Below are 21,195 nucleotides of genomic sequence, written 5' to 3'. Positions count from 1 at the left end.
ATGGGACCTGTGACCATCCGGGTTGGCATCAACGGCTTTGGCCGAATCGGCCGTAACTTCTTCCGGGCAGTGCTGGCGTCTGACGCCGACATCGAGGTCGTGGCGGTGAACGACCTGACCGACAACGCCACGCTCGCCCACCTGCTCAAGTACGACAGCATCCTCGGTCGCCTGCCCTACGAGGTCAAGGCCACCGCCGACGAGATCACCGTCGGTGGCAAGACCATCAAGGCGTACGCCGAGAAGGACCCGTCGAAGCTGCCGTGGGGCGAGGTCGGCGCCGACGTCGTCATCGAGTCGACCGGCTTCTTCACCGACGCCACCAAGGCCAAGGCGCACGTCGACGGCGGGGCCAAGAAGGTCATCATCTCCGCCCCGGCGAAGAACGAGGACGTCACCGTCGTCATGGGTGTCAACCACGACACCTACGACCCGGCGAAGCACACCATCATCTCCAACGCCTCGTGCACCACGAACTGCCTCGCCCCGATGGCGAAGGTCCTGCACGACACGTTCGGCATCCAGCACGGTCTGATGACGACGATCCACGCGTACACCCAGGACCAGAACCTCCAGGACGCGCCGCACTCGGACCTGCGTCGGGCCCGCGCCGCCGCGCTGAACATCGTCCCGACCTCGACCGGCGCCGCCAAGGCGATCGGCCTGGTCCTGCCGGACCTCAAGGGCAAGCTCGACGGGTACGCCCTGCGGGTGCCGATCCCGACCGGCTCGGTCACCGACCTCACCGTCAACGTGGGTCGCGAGACCACCGTGGACGAGGTCAACGCCGCGCTGAAGGCCGCCGCGGACGGCCCGCTCAAGGGCATCCTGGTCTACAACGAGGACCCGATCGTCTCCACCGACATCGTGACCGACCCGGCGTCGTGCATCTTCGACGCGCCGCTGACCAAGGTCGTCGGCAACCAGGTCAAGGTCGTCGGCTGGTACGACAACGAGTGGGGCTACTCCAACCGGCTGGTCGACCTCGTCAAGCTGGTCGGTTCGTCGCTGTGAGCATCCGGACCCTCGACGACCTGCTCGCCGAGGGGGTGTCGGGTCGGCGCGTGCTGGTGCGCGCCGACCTGAACGTCCCGCTCGACAAGCAGACCGGTGCCATCACCGATGACGGCCGGATCCGCGCGGTGCTGCCGACTCTCGGCGCGCTGGTCGAGGCCGGCGCGAAGGTGGTCGTCTGCTCGCACCTGGGCCGCCCGAAGGGCGCTCCGGACCCGCAGTTCAGCCTGGGCCCGGTCGCCGGGCGGCTCGGTGAGCTGCTCGGCGCGCCGGTGCACTTCGCCACCGACACCGTCGGTGACTCCGCCCGCTCCACAGTCGCCGACCTGGCCGACGGCCAGGTCGCCCTGCTGGAGAACCTGCGCTTCAACGCCGGTGAGACCAGCAAGGACGAGGCCGAGCGGGGTGCCTTCGCCGACCAGCTCGCCGCGTTCGGTGACGCGTACGTGGACGACGCGTTCGGTGCCGTGCACCGCAAGCACGCCAGCGTCTTCGACGTGCCGGCCCGGTTGCCGCACGTCGCGGGTCGGCTGGTGCTGCGTGAGGTCGAGGTGCTCTCCAAGCTCACCGGTGACCCCGAGCGCCCGTACGTGGTGGTGCTCGGTGGGTCGAAGGTGTCCGACAAGCTCGCCGTGATCGAGGCTCTGCTGCCGACGGTCGACCGGCTGCTCATCGGTGGCGGGATGTGCTTCACCTTCCTCAAGGCCCAGGGCCTGGAGGTGGGCACCTCGCTGCTGGAGAAGGACATGGTCGAGACCTGCCGCAACCTGCTGGAGCGGTCCGGCGGCAAGATCATGCTTCCGGTCGACGTGGTGGTCGCGGACGCGTTCGCTCCGGACGCGGCGCACGACACGGTCCGGGTCGACGGCATCCCGAGTCACCGGCTCGGCCTGGATGTCGGCCCGGAGACGGTGGCGGGCTTCAGCGCCGCGCTGTCCCAGGCGAAGACGATCTTCTGGAACGGCCCGATGGGCGTGTTCGAGATGGCGGCCTTCGCGGCGGGCACCCGGGGGATCGCCGAGGCGATCACCAAGGCCGACGCGTTCAGCGTCGTCGGCGGCGGTGACAGCGCGGCGGCGGTCCGTGCCCTGGGGCTGGACGAGTCGTCCTTCGGGCACATCTCCACCGGTGGTGGCGCCTCCCTGGAATACCTCGAGGGCAAGACCCTCCCCGGCATCGCGGCCCTGGAGAACTGAATGTCGAGCACCACCCGCCGGCCGCTGATGGCCGGCAACTGGAAGATGAACCTCAACCACCTCGAGGCCAACCTGCTGGTGCAGAAGCTGGCGGCCAGCCTCACCGAGAAGCAGCTCACGGCCGTCGAGACGGTCGTGCTGCCGCCCTTCACCGACCTGCGCACCGTGCAGACGGCTGTGGACGGGGACAAGCTGCTGATCGGCTACGGCGGGCAGGACCTCTCCCCGCACGCGTCCGGCGCGTACACCGGGGACATCTCCGGGCCGATGCTGGCCAAGCTCGGCTGCACGTACGTGGTGGTCGGGCACTCCGAGCGGCGGGCCTACCACAACGAGGACGACGCGCTGGTCAACGCCAAGGTCAAGGCGGCGCTGACGCACGGCCTGACGCCGATCCTCTGCGTGGGGGAGGGGCTGGACATCCGCGAGCAGGGCACCCACGTGGCGCACTGCTCCGACCAGCTCGACGGGGGCCTCGCCGGGCTCACCCCCGAGCAGGTGCGGCAGGTCGTGATCGCGTACGAGCCGGTCTGGGCGATCGGCACGGGCAAGACCGCGACGCCGGACGACGCCCAGGAGGTCTGCGGGGCGGTCCGTCAGCGGCTGGCGGAACGCTTCGACCAGGAGACCGCCGACCAGGTGCGGGTCCTCTACGGCGGCTCGGTCAAGGCGTCCAACATTGCCTCGATCATGGCGCAATCGGACGTGGACGGGGGCCTGGTGGGGGGCGCCAGCCTGGACGCGGAGGAATTCGCTCAGATCTGCCGGTTCCCGGAGCACCTCGCCCGCTGATCGCTCGGTATCCTTGACACCGCCCGTCCGCCGGTCGGTGCCGCCGTGCCCGATCAGACCGGGCGAGGATCGCTACGAGAGGAACTGACCCCAGCCATGCCGATCTGGTTCGCATACACGTTGATCGTGTTGCTGGTCATCACGAGCATTCTGCTCACCCTGCTGATCCTGCTGCACCGCGGCAAGGGCGGCGGTCTGTCGAGCATGTTCGGCGGTGGCGTCAGCTCCAGCCTCGCAGGCTCCTCGGTCGCGGAGAAGAACCTGGACCGCTACACCGTTCTGGTGAGCGTCGTCTGGTTCGCCGCGATCATCGGGCTCGGGCTCTGGCTGCGCCTCCAGATGAACAGCGTCACCTGAGCAGGCTCAGTAAGTCGTACAATCTGCGCGCGGTCCGTCACTCGACGGGCCGCGCGCAGGCTTTTCTCCGCTGCACCGCGTCGCCCGCCGCTCCACCCCCGAAGACGGCGGGTCCCCTCCGACGACAGGAGCGAGCAGCCGTGCCGAATGGCAACGTTATCCGGGGAGCCCGGGTCGGATCCGCACCGATGCGCCCGGACGAGCGGCACCAACCCGCCCCCCGACAGGACGTCAGCTACTGGTGCCGTAACGACCACCGGGTCGACATCCGGATCGCCGCGGACGTCGAACCGCCAGCCCTGTGGGACTGCCCCCGCTGCGGTCTACCCGCCGGTCGGGACGCCCAGAACCCGCCGGGCCGGGTCCGCGCCGAACCGTACAAGAGCCACCTGGCGTACGTGAAGGAGCGGCGTACCGCCGAGGAGGGGGAGGCCCTGCTCGCTGAGGCGCTCGCCGCACTACGACGTCGACGCGGCGAGTAGCGGGCTTCCCCTCACGCTCAGCGCAGGCTACGCAGCCGGGCGGGCACGTCGACTGCCGCCGCCCGGTCCAGCAGCCAGCGGGTGCGGCCCACGCCCCGCACGCCGGCCGCAGGCAACTGCACCGGCCCGGCGCCGGCCAACGCCATACCCACCGCGCGAGCCTTGTCGGCGCCGGCGGCCACCAGCCAGATCTCCTCGGCGGTGTTGATCGCCGCCAGGGTGAGGGTGGTCCGCGTCGGCGGCGGCTTGGGGCTGCCCCGCACCGCGCTGACCGGCCGGGTCTCGTAGCTGACCGGGTGCTCGGGGAAGACCGAGGCCACGTGGCCGTCCTCGCCGACGCCCAGCATCAGCACGTCGAAGTGCGGCAGGGTTGCGTGCCCGGGCCGGGCGGCACGGGCCAGCTCCTCCGCGTACGCGGCAGCGGCCGCCTCGGGGTCGTTGCCGGCCGGGCCGTCCGAGGCCGGCATCGGGTGCACTCGGGCCGGGTCCAGCGGCACCACGTCCAGCAGGGCGGCCCGCGCCTGGGTCTCGTTGCGGTCCGGGTCACCGGCGGGCAGGAACCGTTCGTCGCCCCACCACACGTCGACCCGGGACCAGTCCACCGCGTCGCGGGCCGGCAGCGTGGCCACCGCCCGGTACACGGCCGCGGCGACCCGACCTCCGGTGAGCACCACCGAGGCTTCGCCCCGGTCGGCCTGAGCGTCGAGCAGCTTCACCAGCAGCCGGGCCGCCACCGCCTGCGCCAGCAGGTCGGCGTCGGCGTGGACGGCGACACTCGCCTCACTCATGGTTGCGCCTTCGTTTCCCGACCGCGGTGCGGTCGCTGTCGTGCCCGGGGCGGTGTGCCCGAGGTGGTGGGACGGAGAACCCCGGAGGGTGCGGGGCAGGGCCGGCTTGTACCGGCCCTGCCCGACGTGGTGCCCCGGCTGGGCTCAGCCCTCGCCGCTCGTGCCGACGTGCGCGGTGACCCCGGCCTCGGCGCGCTGCGCGGTGGCCGGATCCTTCCAGACGTGGACCCGCTGCGGGGGGCGCTGCTCCAGCCCGCGCAGCCCGACCGTCGCGCCCAGCGCCTCCGCGTACACCTGGTCGGCGTCCAGACGGCGCAGCTCCTCGGCCAGTTCGTCGCCGAGCGGGCGGCGGACCAACGGCAGGGCCCTGTCGTCCTGGCCGGTCCGCCGGAACACCGCCATGCTGTCCTCGCGGGTCAGCGTCAGCTGGTCGCCGTTGGCGCAGCTGAGCTGCACCTCCCGCATCCGCGGGAACTCGTTGCTGTCCACCCGTCGTGGGGTGATGCCGAGCCGGCTGGACAGCCAACCGGCCATCAGCGCCGCCGTCGGGTCGGTGGCCGGCGCGACGATGGTCGCCTCGGTGACCTGGGCGCTGGTGGTGTCGAAGGCCCCGGCGACCAGGGTGCGCCACGGGGTGATCCGGGTCCACGCCAGGTCGGTGTCGCCCGGGGCGTAGTCCCGGGCCCGCTGCCGCAGCGCCTCCACCGGGTCGGCGGCCTGCGCGGAGTCGGTGATCCTCCGGTCGGCCACCACCCCGAGGAAGTCGGTCGCGATCTCCGCCGGCGGCTCGCCGTGCCACCAGGTCACCACCGGTACGTCCGGGACGAGCAGTGGCATCACTACCGACTCGGCGTGCAGGGACAACCGGCCGTACATCCGGGTGACCACCGCCTCGCAGGGGCCGAGCCGGCCACCCACCACGATCTCCGCGTCCAGTCGGTTGCGGTCCCGCTCGATCTCCGAGCGCACCACCACCAGGAGCCGGCACGGGTGGGCGGCCGCGGCGATCGTCGCCGCGGCCTCCGCCTCCCGCACCCGCTTCTCGTCCACGACCACGATGAGGGTGAGTGCCATGCCGCTGGCCACCCCGCCGGCGCTGCGCCGCTCGGCGGCGAGCGCCTTGACCACCTCGTTGCCGGTGGTGTCCCACAGCCCGATCATGCTCGTCTCCAGGCGCGGCCCTCGCGGGCCAGCATCTCGTCGGAGGCCCGGGGGCCCCACTCGCCGGCCCGGTACGGCTCCGGGGTGGTGCCCTCCCAGGCGTGCTCCAGGGGGTCGATCACCTGCCAGCTCTGCTCGACCTCGGCCGCGTCCGGGAACAGGGTGCGGTCACCGATCAGCACGTCCAGCACCAGCCGTTCGTACGCCTCGGGGCTGGACTCGGTGAACGCCTCGCCGTACTGGAAGTCCATCGCGATGTCGCGGACCTCCATGGTCGTCCCCGGCACCTTCGAGCCGAACTTGAGCACCACACCCTCGTCCGGCTGCACCCGGATGACCAGCTGGTTGTTGCCCAGCGACTCCATGTCGGCGTCGTTGAACGGCAGGTGCGGCGCCTTCTTGAACATGATGGCGACCTCGGTGACCCGCCGGGGCAGCCGCTTGCCGGCCCGGATGTAGAACGGCACCTCCGCCCAGCGGCGGTTCTGGATGCCCAACCGCACCGCCACGTACGTCTCGGTGGTGGAGCCGGCGGGGACGTCCCGCTCATCCAGGTAGCCGACCGCGCGTTCGCCGCCGACCCAGCCGGGCAGGTACTGACCGCGGACGGTGTCCCGGGCGACGTCCTTGGGCAGGGTGATGGCCTTGAGCACCTTCAACTTCTCGGCCCGGATCTCGTCGGCGTCGAAGCTTGTCGGTTCCTCCATCGCCACCAGGGCGAGGAGTTGGAGCAGGTGGTTCTGCAGCACGTCACGGGCGGTGCCGACGGTGTCGTAGAAGCCGGCGCGGGTGCCGATGCCGACGTCCTCCGCCATGGTGATCTGCACCGAGTCGACGTACTTGGAGTTCCACAGCGGCTCGAACAGGTTGTTGGCGAACCGCAGGGCGAGGATGTTCTGAACCGTCTCCTTGCCCAGGTAGTGGTCGATGCGGAAGACGTCCTGCCGGGTGAACACGTCGTCGACGAGGTCGTTGAGTGCCTTCGCCGACGGCAGGTCGTTGCCGAACGGCTTCTCCACCACGACCCGGCGCCAACCGCCGGACTTGTCGTTGTCGGCCATCCCGGTGCGGGCCAGCTGCTTGAGCACGACGGGGAACGCGGCCGGCGGGATGGAGAAGTAGAACGCCGCGTTGCCGGCGATGCCGTGGGTCTGGCGCAGGTCGTCCAGCGTCGAGGCGAGTTGGTCGAAGGCGGCGTCGTCGTCGAACGAGCCGCCGACGAACTTGATGTTGCCGGCCAGCCGCGCCCACACCTCGTCCCGCCAGGGGGTACGGGCGTGCTTGCGGGCAGCCTCGCAGGCCAACGTCTCGAAGTCGCCGTCACCCCAGTCGCGGCGCGCGAAACCGAGCACCACGAAGCCCGGCGGTAGCAGCCCCCGGTTGGCCAGGTCGTAGACCGCAGGGAGCAGCTTCTTGCGGGCCAGGTCGCCGGTCACCCCGAAGATCACCAGAGCGCAGGGCTCCGGGATCCGGGGCAACCGGCGGTCCTGCGGGTCGCGCAGCGGGTTCACCGAACCACCTCCTCGCTCCGCTTCAGTCACGTCGTCCATCCTCACGCCCGCAGATCACCGGCCGCGTCCAGTAGTTGGGCGACACCGGCGGCCCGGTCGGTCAGGTGCAACCGCAGCAGCGGCCGCTCCCGACCGGCGAGAGCCTGCCGGTCCCCGGCGGCCTGCGCCGCCTGGAGCTCACCGAAGGTGTACGGCTTGCCCGGCACGGCCAGATCCTCGGCGACCGCGCCGGTCACCTGGAGGTAGCTGCCCACCTGCGGGCCGCCCTTGTGGTACTGGCCCGTCGAGTGCAGGAACCGGGGACCCCAACCGAAGGTGACCGGCCGGCCACCCGCCTGGGCCAGCAGCGGCCGCAGCCGGGCCGCGTCGGCGTCGGCGAACCGGTCGAGGTACGCCATCACCGCGAGGTAACCGTCGTCGCCCAGCCCGTCGAGCAGCCAACGCAGCACACCGGCCAGGTCCTCGGGAGCGCCCTGCGGGGCGTACACCTCGATCGCGCCCTCGGTGAACGACGGCGTCTCCGCCGGCAGGCCCGAGGCCAGGATCTTGTTGGTGTTCTCCTTGGACTCGGTGACGTTCGGCTGGTTGAACGGGTCGATGCCGAGCACCACCCCGGCCACCGCGGTGGCGTACTCCCAGGCCAGGAACTGTGCCCCCAGCGGGCCGTTGACGGCCACGTCCGGGGCGGCGCCGCCGCCCGGCACGTCACCGGGAGCCAGCGCGCCGCCGTAGCTGACGGTCAGCACGTCCGCGCCGGTGGCGCCGGGGCTCTGCGGGGACTCCACGACCACCGGCAGGATGCCCACCCCGGCCTTGCCTGTCGACTCGGCGATCAGCTGCTCGGCCCAGTCGCCGAGCCCGTCGATGCCGGTGCCGTCGGAGACCAGGGCGACCTTGTCCCGGGCCAGCGTGGCTGCGGCGCCCAGGGCAGCGCCCAGCGCCAGCGCCGGGTTGTTCTGGTCCGCGCCGAGCGACGTGGCCAGCGCGTCCGCCTGGTCGAGCAGTTCCGCGACCTCGACCCCGGCCAGAGCCGAGGGCACCAGACCGAACGCCGTCAGCGCCGAGTACCGGCCGCCCACGTTCGGGTCGGCGAGCACTGTGAACGCGCCCATCTCGGCCGCAGTGGTCTCCAGCGGCGAACCCGGGTCGGTGACGATGACGAAGTGCCGTCCGGCCTCCGCCTCGGTCATCCCGGCGTCCAGGAACGCCTGCCAGTAGGCGCGCCGGTGGCTGTCGGTCTCCACCGTCGACCCGGACTTGCTCGCCACCACCACGACGGTGCGCTCCAGCCGGTCACCGAGCGCCGCCCGGACCTGGCCCGGGTCGGTGGTGTCCAGCACTGTCAGCGGGCGACCCAGCGTCCGGGTGATCACCTCGGGCGCGAGCGAGGAGCCGCCCATGCCGGCGAGCACCACGTGATCCAGGTCGGCCAGCTCGGCGGTCAGCTCGGCCAACTGCACGAGCAGCTCACGGCTGCGCCGGTGGGTGTCCACCCAGCCCAGCCGGACCTTCGCCTCGGCCTCGGCGTCCGGGCCCCACAGGCTCGCGTCCTTGCCCGCCAGCTTGCCCGGAACGCCGGCCTTGACCAGCGCGTCCCGGGTCGAGGCGGGCGCGGCCTTGTCGACCGCGTCCGCGCCGTACACGGCGAGCCCGGCGGCTGCCTCCACCGGCCCAGCGAGCAGGTCGCTCATGCGTTACCCCCAGCCTTCTCGGCGGCCTTGGCGTTGCCCTTGGCGGCCTTGTTCGGGGCACCCTTGCCCTTGGCCGCCGCCTCCAGGGACTTGCGGACGCCGTCGAGAAGCTCCTGCCAGCTGGCCTCGAACTTCTCCACGCCCTCGCGCTCAAGGGTGACGATCACGTCGTCCATGTCCACCCCGACCGACTCCAGGTCGGCGAAGACCTTCCGGGCCGCGTCGTAGGCGCCGGTGATGGTGTCGCCGCGGGTCTCGCCGTGATCGGCGTACGCGTGGATGACCGACTCCGGCATGGTGTTGACAGTGCCGGGGGCGATCAGTTCCTCGACGTAGATGACGTCCCGGTAGTCCGGGTTCTTCGTCGAGGTGGACGCCCACAGCGGCCGCTGCGGGTGCGCGCCGGCGGCGGCGAGCGCCTTCCAGCGGTCGGAGGAGAAGACCTCGGTGTAGCGCTCGTACGCCAGCTGCGCGTTGGCGATGGCGGCCTTGCCCTTGAGGGCCTTCGCCTGGTCGGAGCCGACCTTCTCCAGCCGCTTGTCGACCTCGGAGTCGACCCGGGAGACGAAGAACGACGCCACCGAACCGATCTTGGACAGGTCGTGGCCGTTCGCCTTGGCCTGCTCCAGACCGGCCAGGAACGCCTCCATGACCGCCGAGTAGCGGTCCAGGCCGAAGATCAGCGTGACGTTGACGCTGATCCCCTCGGCCAGGGTGGCGGTGATCGCCGGGAGGCCGGCCTCGGTGGCCGGGATCTTGATGTAGAGGTTGGGGCGGTCCACGAGCCACCACAGGGCCTTGGCCTCGGCCACCGTCCGGTCGCTCTCGTGGGCCAGCCGGGGGTCCACCTCGATGGAGACCCGGCCGTCGACACCGTCGCTGCCGTCGTACGACGGGCGCATCACGTCGCAGGCCCACCGCACGTCGTACGTGGTGAGCATGCGCACCGACTCCTCGACCTCGACGCCACGGACGGCGAGGTCGTGCAGTTGCCAGTTGTACTCGTCGGCGTCGCTCAGCGCCTTCGCGAAGATCGTCGGGTTGGTGGTGACGCCGGCCACGTGCTTCTCGCGGCGGAGCTTGTCCAGCCCGCCAGAGCTCAAACGCACCCGGGAAAGATCGTCGAGCCAGACCGCCACACCCGCGGCGGTGAGCTCATTCAGCTTGTCCGTCATGCCATCCACGCTCCCTCAGTTGCCGGTCGTGAAACCGGTGATGTCGCCCACCCGGGCCAGCGAGGCGTGTGCTGCCGCCACGATCCGGTCGGGGGTGAACCCGAACTGCTCGAAGAGCACGGTGTGCGGGGCGCTCGCTCCGTAGTGCTCCAGGCTCACGCTCTCGCCCAGGTCACCGACGACGCCGCGCCAGGACATCGCGATGCCCGCCTCCACGCTCACCCGTGCCTTTACCCCGCGCGGGAGCACCGACTCCCGGTACGCCTCGTCCTGCTCGTAGAACCACTCCTGGCAGGGCATCGAGACGACCCGGGTCGGGGTGCCGTCGGCCTCCAGCCGCTCCCGGGCGGTCAGGCAGAGCTGCACCTCGGACCCGGTGCCGACGATGATCACCTGAGGCTTGCCGTTGGACGCCTCGGCCAGCACGTACCCACCCTTGGCCACGCCCTCGGCGCTGCCCAGGACGTCGCGGTCCATGGTCGGCAGCGGCTGACGGCTCAGCGCCAGAGCGGTGGGCCGGTCGGTGTGCTCCAGCGCCTGCCGCCAGGCCCAGGCGGTCTCGTTGGCGTCCGCCGGACGGACCACGTCCAGGCCCGGGATGGCGCGCAGCGCGGTGAGGTGCTCCACCGGCTGGTGGGTCGGGCCGTCCTCGCCGAGGCCGATCGAGTCGTGCGTCCAGACGTAGGTCACCGGCAGCTTCATCAGCGCGGCCAGCCGCACCGACGGACGCATGTAGTCGCTGAAGACCAGGAACGTGCCGCCGTACGGGCGGGTGCCGCCGTGCAGGGCGATGCCGTTGAGGATCGCGCCCATGGCGTGCTCACGGATGCCGAAGTGCAGCGTGCGGCCGTACTCGTGGCCGGGGAAGTCCTTGGTGGCGTGCGCGGCCGGGATGAACGACGGCTCGCCCTTCATTGTGGTGTTGTTGCTCTCGGCCAGGTCGGCCGAGCCGCCCCACAGCTCCGGGAGCACCGGCGCCAGCGCCTCCAGCACCTTGCCGGAGGCGGCCCGGGTGGCGACACCCTTGGCGTCCGCGGGGAAGACCGGCAACGCGTCGGTCCAGCCGTCGGGAAGTACGCGACCAGCCAGCCGCTCGTAGAGCGCGGTGCGCTCCGGGTTGGCCTTCTTCCAGGCGTCGAACGCGGTGGTCCACTCCTGCTGGGCGTCGGAGCCGCGGCCCATCACCATGCGGGCGTGGCTGAGCACCTCCTCGTCGACCTGGAAGGTCTGCTCCGGGTCGAAGTCGAGGATCCGCTTGGTGGCCTTCACCTCGTCGGCGCCGAGCGCCGAACCGTGGATCTTGCCGGTGTTCTGCTTGTTGGGCGCGGGCCAGCCGATGATGGTGCGCAGCGCGATGAAGGAGGGGCGGGCGGTCTCTGCCTTGGCGGCCACCAGCGCCGCGTACAGCGCCTCGGCGTCCTCGTGGTAGTCGCCCTGGTCGGCGTCACCGCTGCGCCAGTCGACGGTCTGCACGTGCCAGCCGTACGCCTCGTAGCGGGCGGCCACGTCCTCGCTCTTGGCGATCCGGGTGTCGTCCTCGATGGAGATCTCGTTGTCGTCGTAGATCACCGTGAGGTTGCCCAGCTGCTGGTGCCCGGCGAGGGCGCTGGCCTCGTGGCTGATGCCCTCCTCGATGTCACCGTCGGAGACGATGCACCAGATGTCGTGGTCGAAGACCGACGCGCCGAGCTCGGCCTCCGGGTCGAACAGGCCGCGCTCGCGGCGGGCCGCCATGGCCATGCCGACCGCGTTGCCCAGACCCTGCCCGAGCGGGCCGGTGGTGGTCTCCACGCCCGGCGTGTGCCCGTGCTCGGGGTGCCCCGGCGTCTGCGAGCCCCACTGCCGCAGCGACTTCAGGTCGTCCAGGCTCAGCGGGTAACCGGAGAGGAACAGCTGGATGTAGAGCGTCAGGCTGGAGTGCCCGGCGGAGAGCACGAACCGGTCACGGCCGGGCCAGTTCGGGTCGGCCGGGTTGTGCCGCATCACGCGGTTGAAGAGGAGGTACGCCGCGGGCGCGAGGCTCATCGCGGTGCCCGGGTGACCGTTGCCGGATTTCTCTACGGCGTCCATGGCCAGCACGCGGACGGTGTCTACGGCCCGGCGATCGAGGTCGGACCAGTTCAGTGCGGAGTGCTCGGGTCGTTTAACAGCCACGATGGTTGTGCTCCTCGGCAGATGGGCGGAACCCTCACCGATGACCTTATCGAGCGTCCGTAAACGTGCGCCCGGGGATCTGTGCATGGTGTGCGCTACGTGACCATCCGGATGCTCGGTTCAACCCGGTGGTGTGACGGCCCGCACCGTTGTCGGGTCGGCCGGGCAGCCAAAACGACGACGCGTAGTGTGTGGGGCGGTATGCGGACCCGAGCGGTCCCGGCCAATCCGATCTCCCCGTGCCCGATGCCGGAAGGTGGCAATCCGTGAGCATGATCACCGAGCGCCCCGCGAGCAACCCGGCCGGGCAACACCCGGCGCGGGCGGCCGAGGGCCCGGTGGCCCGGCGGGACGTACGCGCTGTCCTCTCGGCGTACGTGGCGCTCACCAAGCCGCGGATCGTCGAGTTGCTGCTGGTCACCACCATCCCGGCGATGATGCTCGCCGAGGGCGGGCTGCCGTCGCTGTGGCTGATGGCCATCGTGCTGATCGGCGGTTCGCTCGCCGCCGGCGCTGCCAGCGTCCTCAACTGCTACATCGACCGGGACATCGACCAGCTGATGCGGCGTACCAAGCGTCGGCCGCTGCCGGCGCACACGGTGTCGCCGCGAAGCGCGTTGATCTTCGGTCTGGTGCTGGCGGCGGTGTCGGTCGCCCTGATGGCGGCGTTCACCAACCTGCTGGCCGCCGGGCTGACCCTCGCCGCGATCGCCTACTACGACCTCGTCTACACCCTGTGGCTCAAGCGCTCCACCCCGACGAACACCTTCTGGGGCGGCGCCTGCGGGGCGGCACCGGTGCTGATCGGGTGGGCGGCGGTGACCGGCTCGCTGGCGCCGGCTGCCTGGGGCCTCTTCGCTGTGGTCTTCTTCTGGCAGATGCCGCACTTCTACCCGCTCGCCATGAAGTACAAGGACGACTACGCCCGCGCCGGCATCCCGATGCTGCCGGTGGTGGCCTCGATCCGCCGGGTGAACGCCGAGATCCTGATCTTCGCGTGGCTCACCGTGCTCACCTCCCTGGCCGTCTGGCCGCTGGGGCTCAGCGCGATCTACGGGGTGCCGACCCTGGTGGTGGGTGCCATCTTCGTGGTCGAGGCACACCGGCTCTGCCGGCGTGCGACGCGCGGCGAGGCGGTCAAGCCGATGCGGCTGTTCCACTGGTCGACCACGTACCTGACGATCGTCTTCGTGGCCGTCGCGCTCGACGCGCTGATCTGACCCGCCCCGCTCTGGCGCCCCTGGTGCTTGGTGCGATGCGCCTCCGGTCCGCGGCTTCGCTGGCCGCCGGCTTCCGTGCCGCGGCTCCGCTTGTCGGCCCCCGCGCCGCCCGTCGCGTGATGCGCGGGGGACCGCGGTCGGGAGATGCGCGGAGCCATCGGCGGCGAATCGCGCCGATGATCTCCCGACTAATCATGGACGTGGATGAGTTGTCCGGGTTTAACGTCACATCAGAGTAACTTTCAGCATGAGTCGGATCGGCTCAACCTGGGGTAGTTCAGGGGAGATTTGCCGAGGTGCTTTGAGCGCAAAAGTCCACATATAAGCGGACAGCAAACCTGTGGTCGTCCTTAAACCTGTAGGTAATTGGCATCACAAAACGTTCATGGTTCTCACCCGGCAGGGTGCAACTCTGCTTAGGCTTCGCGTTATGGCAGATGGTTCCGATACGACGCTGACGGCCGAGCAGACCGCCGGCGAGCAGGCGCCCCAAGGCCTGGTCGCGGGCCTCAAGGCGTTCGCGGCCGGACACGGCGGCGCGAAGGCGGTCATCGAGTACGTCGGCAAGCGTGGCGCGCGGATCGTCCTGGTGGGCTCCGACGGCGAGTGGGGCGACCAGTTCGCCGACGACACCGTCACCGCCCGGGAGGCGTGCGCCAAGGCGGGAGTCACCGTCGAGAACGCCTGGGAGCGTGAACTGATGGACCAGATGCGTCCGAGCAACGACCTCTGGCGGTCGATGGCCCGGCGCACGATGGCCCGCTGAAACAGACACCTGAATTGACCACACATCACCAGTCGACCCGGGGGGAACCCCGGGTCGCTCTCGTCACCTGCGCCGACCTGGCCGACCTCGACCCGGACGACCGGCTGGTCCTCGCCCCGCTCGCCGCCCGTGGCGTCGCCGTCCACACCGTCGTCTGGGACGACCCCGACGTCGACTGGTCGTCCTACGACCTGGTCGTGCTCCGCTCACCCTGGGACTACGCGCTGCGCCGCGACGAGTTCGTGTCCTGGGCGGCCACCGTGCCCATGCTGGTCAACCCGGCCGACGTGGTCCGCTGGAACACCGACAAGCGCTACCTCGCCGAGCTGACCGCCGCCGGGGTGCCGACCGTGCCGACGTCGTGGATCGAGCCGGGGGAGAGCTGGCAACTGCCTGCCGAGACCGGCGAGTACGTGCTCAAGCCCGCCGTCAGCGCCGGCAGCCAGGACACCGGCCGGTACGACCTGGCCGACCCCGAACACCGGGACCTGGCCGCCGCGCACGTCCGCCGGCTCTCCGAGGCCGGCCGGGTGACCATGGTCCAGCCGTACCTGCGCGCCGTCGACACCGAGGGCGAGACGGCACTGCTCTTCCTGGCCGGCCCGGACGGGCTCGCGTTCAGCCACGCGATCCGCAAGGGCCCGATGCTGTCCGGGCCGGATCTCGGCCCGGACGGGCTCTACAAGGCCGAAGAGATCACCGCCCGCACCGCCCGCCCCGAACAGCTGGCGGTGGCCGAGCAGACCCTCGCGACGGTGCCCGGCGGCACCCGACAGCTGCTCTACGCCCGGGTCGACCTGATCCCCGGCCCGGACGGCGAGCCGGTCCTGGTCGAGCTGGAGCTGACCGAGCCGTCCCTCTTCATCGGGTACGCGGACGGAGCCCCGGACCGCCTCGCCACCGCGATCACCACCCACCTGGCCCGCGCCGCCTGACCTCCCACAACGAGCGTCACCCCAGAACGGCCTCGGGGGTGGCGCGCGACCGCGCCACCGGGAAGATCGCGCAACATCCTGGTTCTAGTGGTGTCGGCGCTGCGCCGAGGCCACTACATCCTGGTCCGAGCACGATCTTGGTGGCCGTGGGCGCCCCGAACCCGTCCCCGGTCTCTCGGGCGCGCTGTGCGTCGTCAAGATCCGCGCAACATCGGGGATGGTGCTGTCTCCCGCGCGTCGGAGGCAGCAACATCGGGGAAGTTGCGGAGATCTTGGCGCGGAGCGCGCTGGGCGGGCCGACGCGCGCTGGGCGGGCTGGGCGGTCAGGCGGTGGCTGGGACCGGGGTGGCGGCGGCGGTCGGGGCGGCCTGGGGGGCCGGCGCGACCGGGCGGCGTTCCCGGGTGGACCACTGCACCGCCAGGGCGGCCAGCAGCACCAGGCAGGAACCGAGCATGTGCGCGCCGACCAGGATCGCCGGCAGGTGGGTGAAGTACTGCACGAACCCGATCAGGCCCTGACTCAGCTCCACGGCGACCAGGACGATCGCGGCGCGGGTGGCTCGCTGCGCACCGACGGCGCGGAACGCGAAGATCAGCGCCACCGACAGCCCGATCAGCAGGAAGACGCCGTCCGCGTGCACCTGCGCGATCGTCTCCGGGTCGAGCCCGTTGCGAGCGGCGCCGTGGTCGCCGGCGTGCGGGCCGCTGCCGGTGACCCAGGTGCCGACGACCAGCACGGCCACTGTGACGCCGGTGGTGACCCGGGCCAGCGCACGCAGGGGTGTGGGCACCACGGCCACGGTCGGGCCGTCGGGGTCGCCGATGCGTCGCCAGAGGGCGTACGCGGCGGCGATCACCGCCATCGAGGCGAGGAAGTGCAGCCCGACCACCCACGGGTTGAGGTTGGTCAGCACTGTGATGCCACCGACCACCGCCTGGGCGGGGATGCCCAGGAAAACCGCGACGGCAAGCGCGAGGAGCCCGGGTCGGCGAGGCCGGTGCAGCAGTACGGCCAGCACGGTGGCCAGCGCGATGAGACCCACCGCGAAGGTCAGCATCCGGTTGCCGAACTCGATCACCCCGTACACGCCCATCTCGGGGGTGGTGACGTAGGAATCGTCGGTGCATCGGGGCCAGGTGGGACAGCCGAGGCCCGAGGCGGTCAACCGGACGGCCCCGCCGGTGACGACGATGCCCACGTTCGCGATGATCGAGGCGAGCGCGAGGCGGCGCAGCAGGTTGCCGGAGACCGGACGGACGATTCGGTTCACGGCGCAAATCCTACGCACCGTAGTGATCGAGGTTCGTCCGACTCCGTTGAGTCGGTGGTTGGGATCACCGGGGCCCGGGTTTGCGACCCTCCGGGTAATTACGTAACGTTGGCGTTGTGAAAAACGCGGCGGCGCTCTCCGGGCACCAACCGACGGCCGTACCGGCCCTCGGTGCGCCCGCCTCCGCGCCCGTCGTGACCACGTCGGCCGGCCTGGCCGGGTCGGCGGCGGCCGAGATCTCCACCCGGGATCGGGTCACCCAGTTGCTGCTGGAGCAGGGTGCCACCACCGCCGCACAGCTTGGCGCGGCCCTCGGGCTCAGCCCGGCGGCGATCCGCCGGCACCTGGACGCGATGCTCGCCGACGGTGACGTGTACGCCCGCGAGCAGACCGTGCAGGGCAGTCGGGGGCGGGGGCGCCCGGCCAAGGTGTTCCTTCTGACCGAGTCTGCCCGGGTCCGCTGTGGCACACACCACTACGACAACATGGCCACCGCCGCGCTGCGTTGGATCGCCCGCAGTGGCGGCTCGGACGCGGTCGAGGCGTTCGCCACCGAGCAGGTGTCCGCTCTCGAGTCCCGTTGTCGGACGGCCATGGAGGACGCCGGCGACGACCCTCTCGCCCGAGCCGAGGCACTCGCCGCAGCGCTCACCGCCGAGGGTTACGCTGCCAATGCGACCACGATCGCCTCTGGCGGCCAGCTCTGTCAGCACCACTGCCCGGTGGCGCACGTGGCCGCCGAGTTTCCCCAGCTGTGCGAGGCCGAGACCGCGGTTATCTCCCGTCTGGTCGGCACCCACGTGCAGCGTCTGGCCACCATCGCGCACGGCGACGGGGTGTGCACCACGCACATCCCGACCCAGCCGGGCCGCGCTCAATCCGGTAATCCCGTAACCACTGTGAGGACAGATAGATGACCGAGCAGATCGTCCAGCCCCTGACCCAGGAAGAGCAGCTCGCCGCCCTGGGCCGGTACGAGTACGGCTGGTCCGACCCGGACGCCGCCGGGGCGGTCGCCCAGCGCGGCATCAACGAGGCGGTGGTGCGGGACATCTCGGCCAAGAAGAACGAACCGGCGTGGATGCTCGACCTGCGGCTGAAGGGCCTGCGGCTGTTCGGCCGTAAGCCGATGCCGGCCTGGGGCGCGGACCTCACCGGGATCGACTTCGACAACATCAAGTACTTCGTGCGGTCCACCGAGAAGCAGGCCACCAGCTGGGAGGACCTGCCCGAGGACATCAAGAACACCTACGACCGGCTGGGCATCCCGGAGGCGGAGAAGCAGCGGCTGGTCGCCGGTGTCGCGGCGCAGTACGAGTCGGAGGTCGTCTACCACAAGATCCGCGAGGACCTTGAGGAGCAGGGCGTCCTCTTCCTGGACACCGACACCGCGCTGCGCGAGCACGAGGACGTCTTCAAGGAGTACTTCGGCACGGTGATCCCGGTCGGCGACAACAAGTTCGCCGCCCTGAACACCTCGGTGTGGTCCGGTGGCTCGTTCATCTACGTGCCGAAGGGTGTGCACGTCGAGATCCCGCTGCAGGCCTACTTCCGGATCAACACGGAGAACATGGGCCAGTTCGAGCGGACGCTGATCATCGTCGACGAGGGTGCGTACGTGCACTACGTCGAGGGCTGCACCGCGCCGCTCTACTCCTCCGACTCGCTGCACAGCGCGGTCGTGGAGATCATCGTCAAGAAGAACGCGCGTTGCCGCTACACGACCATCCAGAACTGGTCGAACAACGTCTACAACCTGGTCACCAAGCGCGCCGTCTGCCACGAGGGCGCGACCATGGAGTGGGTCGACGGCAACATCGGCTCCAAGGTGACCATGAAGTACCCGGCCGTCTACATGACCGGCGAGCACGCCAAGGGCGAGGTGCTCTCGGTGGCGATGGCCGGCGAGGGTCAGCACCAGGACGCCGGCGCCAAGATGGTGCACGCCGCGCCGCACACCTCCTCGACCATCGTGTCGAAGTCGATCGCCCGTGGCGGCGGCCGCACCTCGTACCGGGGTCTGGTGCAGGTGCTGGAGGGTTCGCACCACAGCCGGAGCACTGTCAAGTGCGACGCGCTGCTGGTCGACACCATCTCCCGCTCGGACACCTACCCGTACGTCGACATCCGTGAGGACGACGTGTCGATGGGGCACGAGGCGACCGTCTCCAAGATCAGCGACGACCAGCTCTTCTACCTGATGAGCCGGGGCCTGAGCGAGGACGAGGCGATGGCCATGATCGTGCGTGGCTTCATCGAGCCGATCGCCAAGGAACTCCCGATGGAGTACGCCCTGGAGCTCAACCGCCTGATCGAGCTTCAGATGGAGGGCGCGGTCGGCTGACGCCGCCGCTCCCCGTGGCGGGCCGAAACCTCGGCCCGCCACACCCGGCCCCAACTCGTCGTCACGGAACAGACAGACCAAGGAAGAAATGACTACCCAGGCTTCCGCGCCGCCGCCCAGCACCAAGTCGCAGGCGCTGCGCTCGTACGACGTCGCCGACTTCCCGGCCCTCACCGGCCTGGAGGAGGAGTGGCGTTTCACCCCGCTCAAGCGCCTCCGCGGCCTGATAGGTGAGGCGCCGGCCGCTACCGGCGCGGTCCGACACGAGTACGGCGACCTGCCCGAGGGCGTCGCCATCACCCGCGTCGGCCGTGACGACGATCGGGTCGGCAGCGTGCTGACCCCGGTCGACCGGGTCAGCGCGTTGGCGTACGGTGCCGCCGCGGACGCCCTGCTGCTGCGGGTGGCGCCCGACGTGGTGCTCGGTGAGGCGGTGCGGCTGCGGGTGGTCGGCGAGGGCGTCGAGCAGCCGTCGTTCGGGCACACCTTCGTCGAGGTGGGCCGGTTCGCCGAGGCGACAGTGGTGCTGGAGCACGTCGGATCGGCCACCCTGGCCGACAACGTCGAGGTCGCGGTGGCCGACGGCGCCAAGCTGACGCTGGTCACTGTCGCCGACTGGGCCGACGACGCGGTCCAGGCCCAGCACCTGAAGATCAAGCTGGGCCGGGACGCCAAGGCCATCCACATCCAGGTGTCCCTGGGTGGCGACCTGGTCCGGCAGTTCACCAGCGTGGAATACACCGGGCGGGGTGGCGAGGCCGAGCTGTACGGCGTCTACTTCGCCGACTCCGGCCAGCACCTGGAGCACCGGCAGTTGGTCGACCACACCGTGCCGGACTGCCGTAGCTACGTCGGCTACCGGGGCGCTCTGCAGGGCGAGAGCGCGCACACCGTCTGGGTGGGTGACGTGCTCATCCGGGCCGAGGCGACGGGCACCGACACGTACGAGATCAACCGGAACCTGCTGCTCACCGACGGCGCGCGGGCGGACTCCGTACCCAATCTGGAGATCGAGACCGGCGAGATCGCCGGCGCCGGCCACGCCAGCGCGACCGGCCGCTTCGATGACGAGCAGCTGTTCTACCTGATGGCCCGGGGCATTCCGGAGAGCGAGGCCCGCCGGCTGGTGGTCCGTGGCTTCTTCGCCGAGCTGATCAACAAGATCCCGGTGGAGTCGCTGCGCGAGAGCCTCGGCGACGCGATCGAGGCCCGGCTGACCAAGGCGGGCGCTTGATGATCCGCATCTGCTCCACCGAGGACGTGCCGAAGGGCACCGCGATCAGCGCGGACGTCGACGGCACGCCGATCGCCCTGGTGCACGGCGAGGACGGCGGCTTCTACGCCGCGTACGACGAGTGCTCGCACGCCTCGGTCGCCCTCTCCGAGGGTGAGGTCGACGGCTGCACGCTCGAGTGTTGGCTGCACGGCTCGCGCTTCGACCTGCGCACCGGCGAGCCGACCGGCCTGCCCGCCACCGAACCCGTCCCCGTCTACCCCGTCGAAGTCCGCGACGGCGACATCTACCTCAGCCTGACGCCGAGTAATGGAGTGACCCGATAATGAGCACCCTGGAGATCCGCGACCTGAAGGTGTCGGTCAAGCTGCCCGAGGGTGAGCTCAAGCCGATCCTGGCCGGCGTCGACCTGACCGTGAAGTCGGGTGAGACCCACGCGATCATGGGCCCGAACGGTTCCGGCAAGTCCACCCTGGCGTACTCGATCGCCGGTCACCCCAAGTACGAGATCACCGGCGGCACGGTGACCCTCGACGGTGAGGACGTGCTGGCCATGACTGTCGACGAGCGCGCCCGCGCCGGCCTCTTCCTGGCCATGCAGTACCCGGTCGAGGTGCCCGGCGTCTCGGTGGCGAACTTCCTGCGGACCGCGAAGACCGCCATCGACGGCGAGGCGCCGAAGCTCCGTACCTGGGGTGGCGAGCTGCGCGGCGCGATGGAGCGTCTCCAGATGGACCCGGCGTTCGCCCAGCGCAACGTCAACGAGGGCTTCTCCGGTGGTGAGAAGAAGCGGCACGAGATCGTCCAGCTGGAGCTGCTCAAGCCGAAGATCGCGATCCTCGACGAGACCGACTCCGGTCTCGACGTGGACGCGCTGCGCGTGGTCAGCGAGGGCGTCAACCGGGTCCGCGACAACGGCGACACCGGCGTGCTGCTGATCACCCACTACACCCGGATCCTGCGCTACATCAAGCCGGACTTCGTGCACGTCTTCGTGGCCGGCCGGATCGTCGAGCAGGGCGGCCCGGAGCTGGCCGACAAGCTTGAGGCCGAGGGCTACGAGCGGTACGCCGCCGGGGCCGGCACGGCCAAGGCCTGAGCGGG

Annotated in this window: 20 protein-coding genes; 13 read left to right on the top strand and 7 right to left on the bottom strand. The window is 70.6% G+C overall.

All coding sequences use genetic code 11. The features are described from left to right. Window positions 1-9 precede the first annotated feature (9 nt). The 5 genes from gap to IW249_RS33420 all read left to right on the top strand — a co-directional run bounded on the left by gap (window position 10) and on the right by IW249_RS33420 (window position 3,841). Window positions 10-1,014, top strand: coding sequence for a type I glyceraldehyde-3-phosphate dehydrogenase (gap, locus tag IW249_RS33440; RefSeq protein ID WP_124853956.1), 1,005 nt, complete (start codon window positions 10-12; stop codon window positions 1,012-1,014). Beyond that, complete coding sequence (locus IW249_RS33435) at window positions 1,011-2,210, top strand: phosphoglycerate kinase (protein ID WP_196924426.1); 1,200 nt, start codon at window positions 1,011-1,013, stop codon at window positions 2,208-2,210. Before gap ends, IW249_RS33435 begins: the two co-directional genes overlap by 4 nt. Next, complete coding sequence (gene tpiA / locus IW249_RS33430; RefSeq protein WP_196924425.1) at window positions 2,211-3,002, top strand: triose-phosphate isomerase; 792 nt, start codon at window positions 2,211-2,213, stop codon at window positions 3,000-3,002. A gap of 96 nt (window positions 3,003-3,098) precedes the next feature. Then, window positions 3,099-3,359, top strand: a complete 261-nt coding sequence (gene secG / locus IW249_RS33425; protein WP_196924424.1) for a preprotein translocase subunit SecG — start codon at window positions 3,099-3,101, stop codon at window positions 3,357-3,359. A gap of 140 nt (window positions 3,360-3,499) precedes the next feature. Beyond that, window positions 3,500-3,841, top strand: a complete 342-nt coding sequence (locus IW249_RS33420) for an RNA polymerase-binding protein RbpA (protein WP_196924423.1) — start codon at window positions 3,500-3,502, stop codon at window positions 3,839-3,841. 17 nt (window positions 3,842-3,858) lie between these two features. Here the strand turns inward: IW249_RS33420 and pgl are convergent, their stop codons facing one another. The 6 genes from pgl to tkt form a co-directional block, all read right to left on the bottom strand. Continuing rightward, entirely contained in the window at window positions 3,859-4,629 is a 771-nt protein-coding gene (pgl, locus tag IW249_RS33415; RefSeq protein ID WP_196924422.1) for a 6-phosphogluconolactonase, read from the bottom strand. 144 nt (window positions 4,630-4,773) lie between these two features. Beyond that, the gene (locus IW249_RS33410) at window positions 4,774-5,790 is read right to left on the bottom strand and encodes a glucose-6-phosphate dehydrogenase assembly protein OpcA (RefSeq protein WP_196924421.1); all 1,017 of its coding nucleotides are present in this window, start codon (window positions 5,788-5,790) and stop codon (window positions 4,774-4,776) included. Further along, window positions 5,787-7,340, bottom strand: a complete 1,554-nt coding sequence (zwf, locus tag IW249_RS33405; protein ID WP_196924420.1) for a glucose-6-phosphate dehydrogenase — start codon at window positions 7,338-7,340, stop codon at window positions 5,787-5,789. The genes IW249_RS33410 and zwf overlap by 4 nt, the downstream gene beginning before the upstream one ends. A 2-nt stretch (window positions 7,341-7,342) precedes the next feature. Continuing rightward, complete coding sequence (locus IW249_RS33400; RefSeq protein ID WP_196924419.1) at window positions 7,343-8,992, bottom strand: phosphoglucose isomerase-related protein; 1,650 nt, start codon at window positions 8,990-8,992, stop codon at window positions 7,343-7,345. Beyond that, entirely contained in the window at window positions 8,989-10,167 is a 1,179-nt protein-coding gene (gene tal, locus IW249_RS33395; RefSeq protein ID WP_196924418.1) for a transaldolase, read from the bottom strand. Before tal ends, IW249_RS33400 begins: the two co-directional genes overlap by 4 nt. Before the next feature lie 15 nt (window positions 10,168-10,182). After that, window positions 10,183-12,321: a transketolase gene (gene tkt, locus IW249_RS33390; protein WP_196924417.1), complete on the bottom strand. Its 2,139-nt coding sequence runs from the start codon at window positions 12,319-12,321 to the stop codon at window positions 10,183-10,185. Window positions 12,322-12,587: 266 nt separating this feature from the next. On the opposite strand from tkt, the gene IW249_RS33385 reads away from it, so the two are divergent. The 3 genes from IW249_RS33385 to IW249_RS33375 all read left to right on the top strand — a co-directional run bounded on the left by IW249_RS33385 (window position 12,588) and on the right by IW249_RS33375 (window position 15,242). After that, window positions 12,588-13,541, top strand: a complete 954-nt coding sequence (locus IW249_RS33385) for a heme o synthase (RefSeq protein WP_196924416.1) — start codon at window positions 12,588-12,590, stop codon at window positions 13,539-13,541. A gap of 430 nt (window positions 13,542-13,971) precedes the next feature. Then, complete coding sequence (locus IW249_RS33380; RefSeq protein WP_091403682.1) at window positions 13,972-14,307, top strand: hypothetical protein; 336 nt, start codon at window positions 13,972-13,974, stop codon at window positions 14,305-14,307. Between the two features lie 14 nt (window positions 14,308-14,321). After that, a complete protein-coding gene (locus tag IW249_RS33375; RefSeq protein ID WP_196924415.1) occupies window positions 14,322-15,242 on the top strand; it encodes an ATP-grasp domain-containing protein in 921 nt (306 codons plus the stop codon). A gap of 323 nt (window positions 15,243-15,565) precedes the next feature. Here IW249_RS33375 and IW249_RS33370 read toward each other — a convergent pair whose 3' ends face one another. Further along, a complete protein-coding gene (locus IW249_RS33370) occupies window positions 15,566-16,531 on the bottom strand; it encodes a COX15/CtaA family protein (protein ID WP_196924414.1) in 966 nt (321 codons plus the stop codon). A gap of 98 nt (window positions 16,532-16,629) precedes the next feature. Here IW249_RS33370 and IW249_RS33365 point away from each other — a divergent pair, with 98 nt between their 5' ends. The 5 genes from IW249_RS33365 to sufC all read left to right on the top strand — a co-directional run bounded on the left by IW249_RS33365 (window position 16,630) and on the right by sufC (window position 21,190). Further along, the gene (locus tag IW249_RS33365; RefSeq protein ID WP_372433018.1) at window positions 16,630-17,430 is read left to right on the top strand and encodes a helix-turn-helix transcriptional regulator; all 801 of its coding nucleotides are present in this window, start codon (window positions 16,630-16,632) and stop codon (window positions 17,428-17,430) included. After that, complete coding sequence (sufB, locus tag IW249_RS33360) at window positions 17,427-18,857, top strand: Fe-S cluster assembly protein SufB (protein WP_074312771.1); 1,431 nt, start codon at window positions 17,427-17,429, stop codon at window positions 18,855-18,857. Before IW249_RS33365 ends, sufB begins: the two co-directional genes overlap by 4 nt. 88 nt (window positions 18,858-18,945) lie before the next feature. Beyond that, complete coding sequence (gene sufD / locus IW249_RS33355; protein WP_196924413.1) at window positions 18,946-20,091, top strand: Fe-S cluster assembly protein SufD; 1,146 nt, start codon at window positions 18,946-18,948, stop codon at window positions 20,089-20,091. Beyond that, window positions 20,091-20,417, top strand: a complete 327-nt coding sequence (locus IW249_RS33350; protein ID WP_091403693.1) for a non-heme iron oxygenase ferredoxin subunit — start codon at window positions 20,091-20,093, stop codon at window positions 20,415-20,417. Before sufD ends, IW249_RS33350 begins: the two co-directional genes overlap by 1 nt. Continuing rightward, a complete protein-coding gene (sufC, locus tag IW249_RS33345; protein ID WP_112677399.1) occupies window positions 20,417-21,190 on the top strand; it encodes a Fe-S cluster assembly ATPase SufC in 774 nt (257 codons plus the stop codon). The genes IW249_RS33350 and sufC overlap by 1 nt, the downstream gene beginning before the upstream one ends. Window positions 21,191-21,195 lie beyond the last annotated feature (5 nt).

Source organism: Micromonospora vinacea (assembly GCF_015751785.1).
GTDB classification, from domain to species: domain Bacteria; phylum Actinomycetota; class Actinomycetes; order Mycobacteriales; family Micromonosporaceae; genus Micromonospora; species Micromonospora vinacea.
Note: the sequence above shows the minus strand (reverse complement) of the source record. Positions and strands in the feature narration are given on the sequence as shown.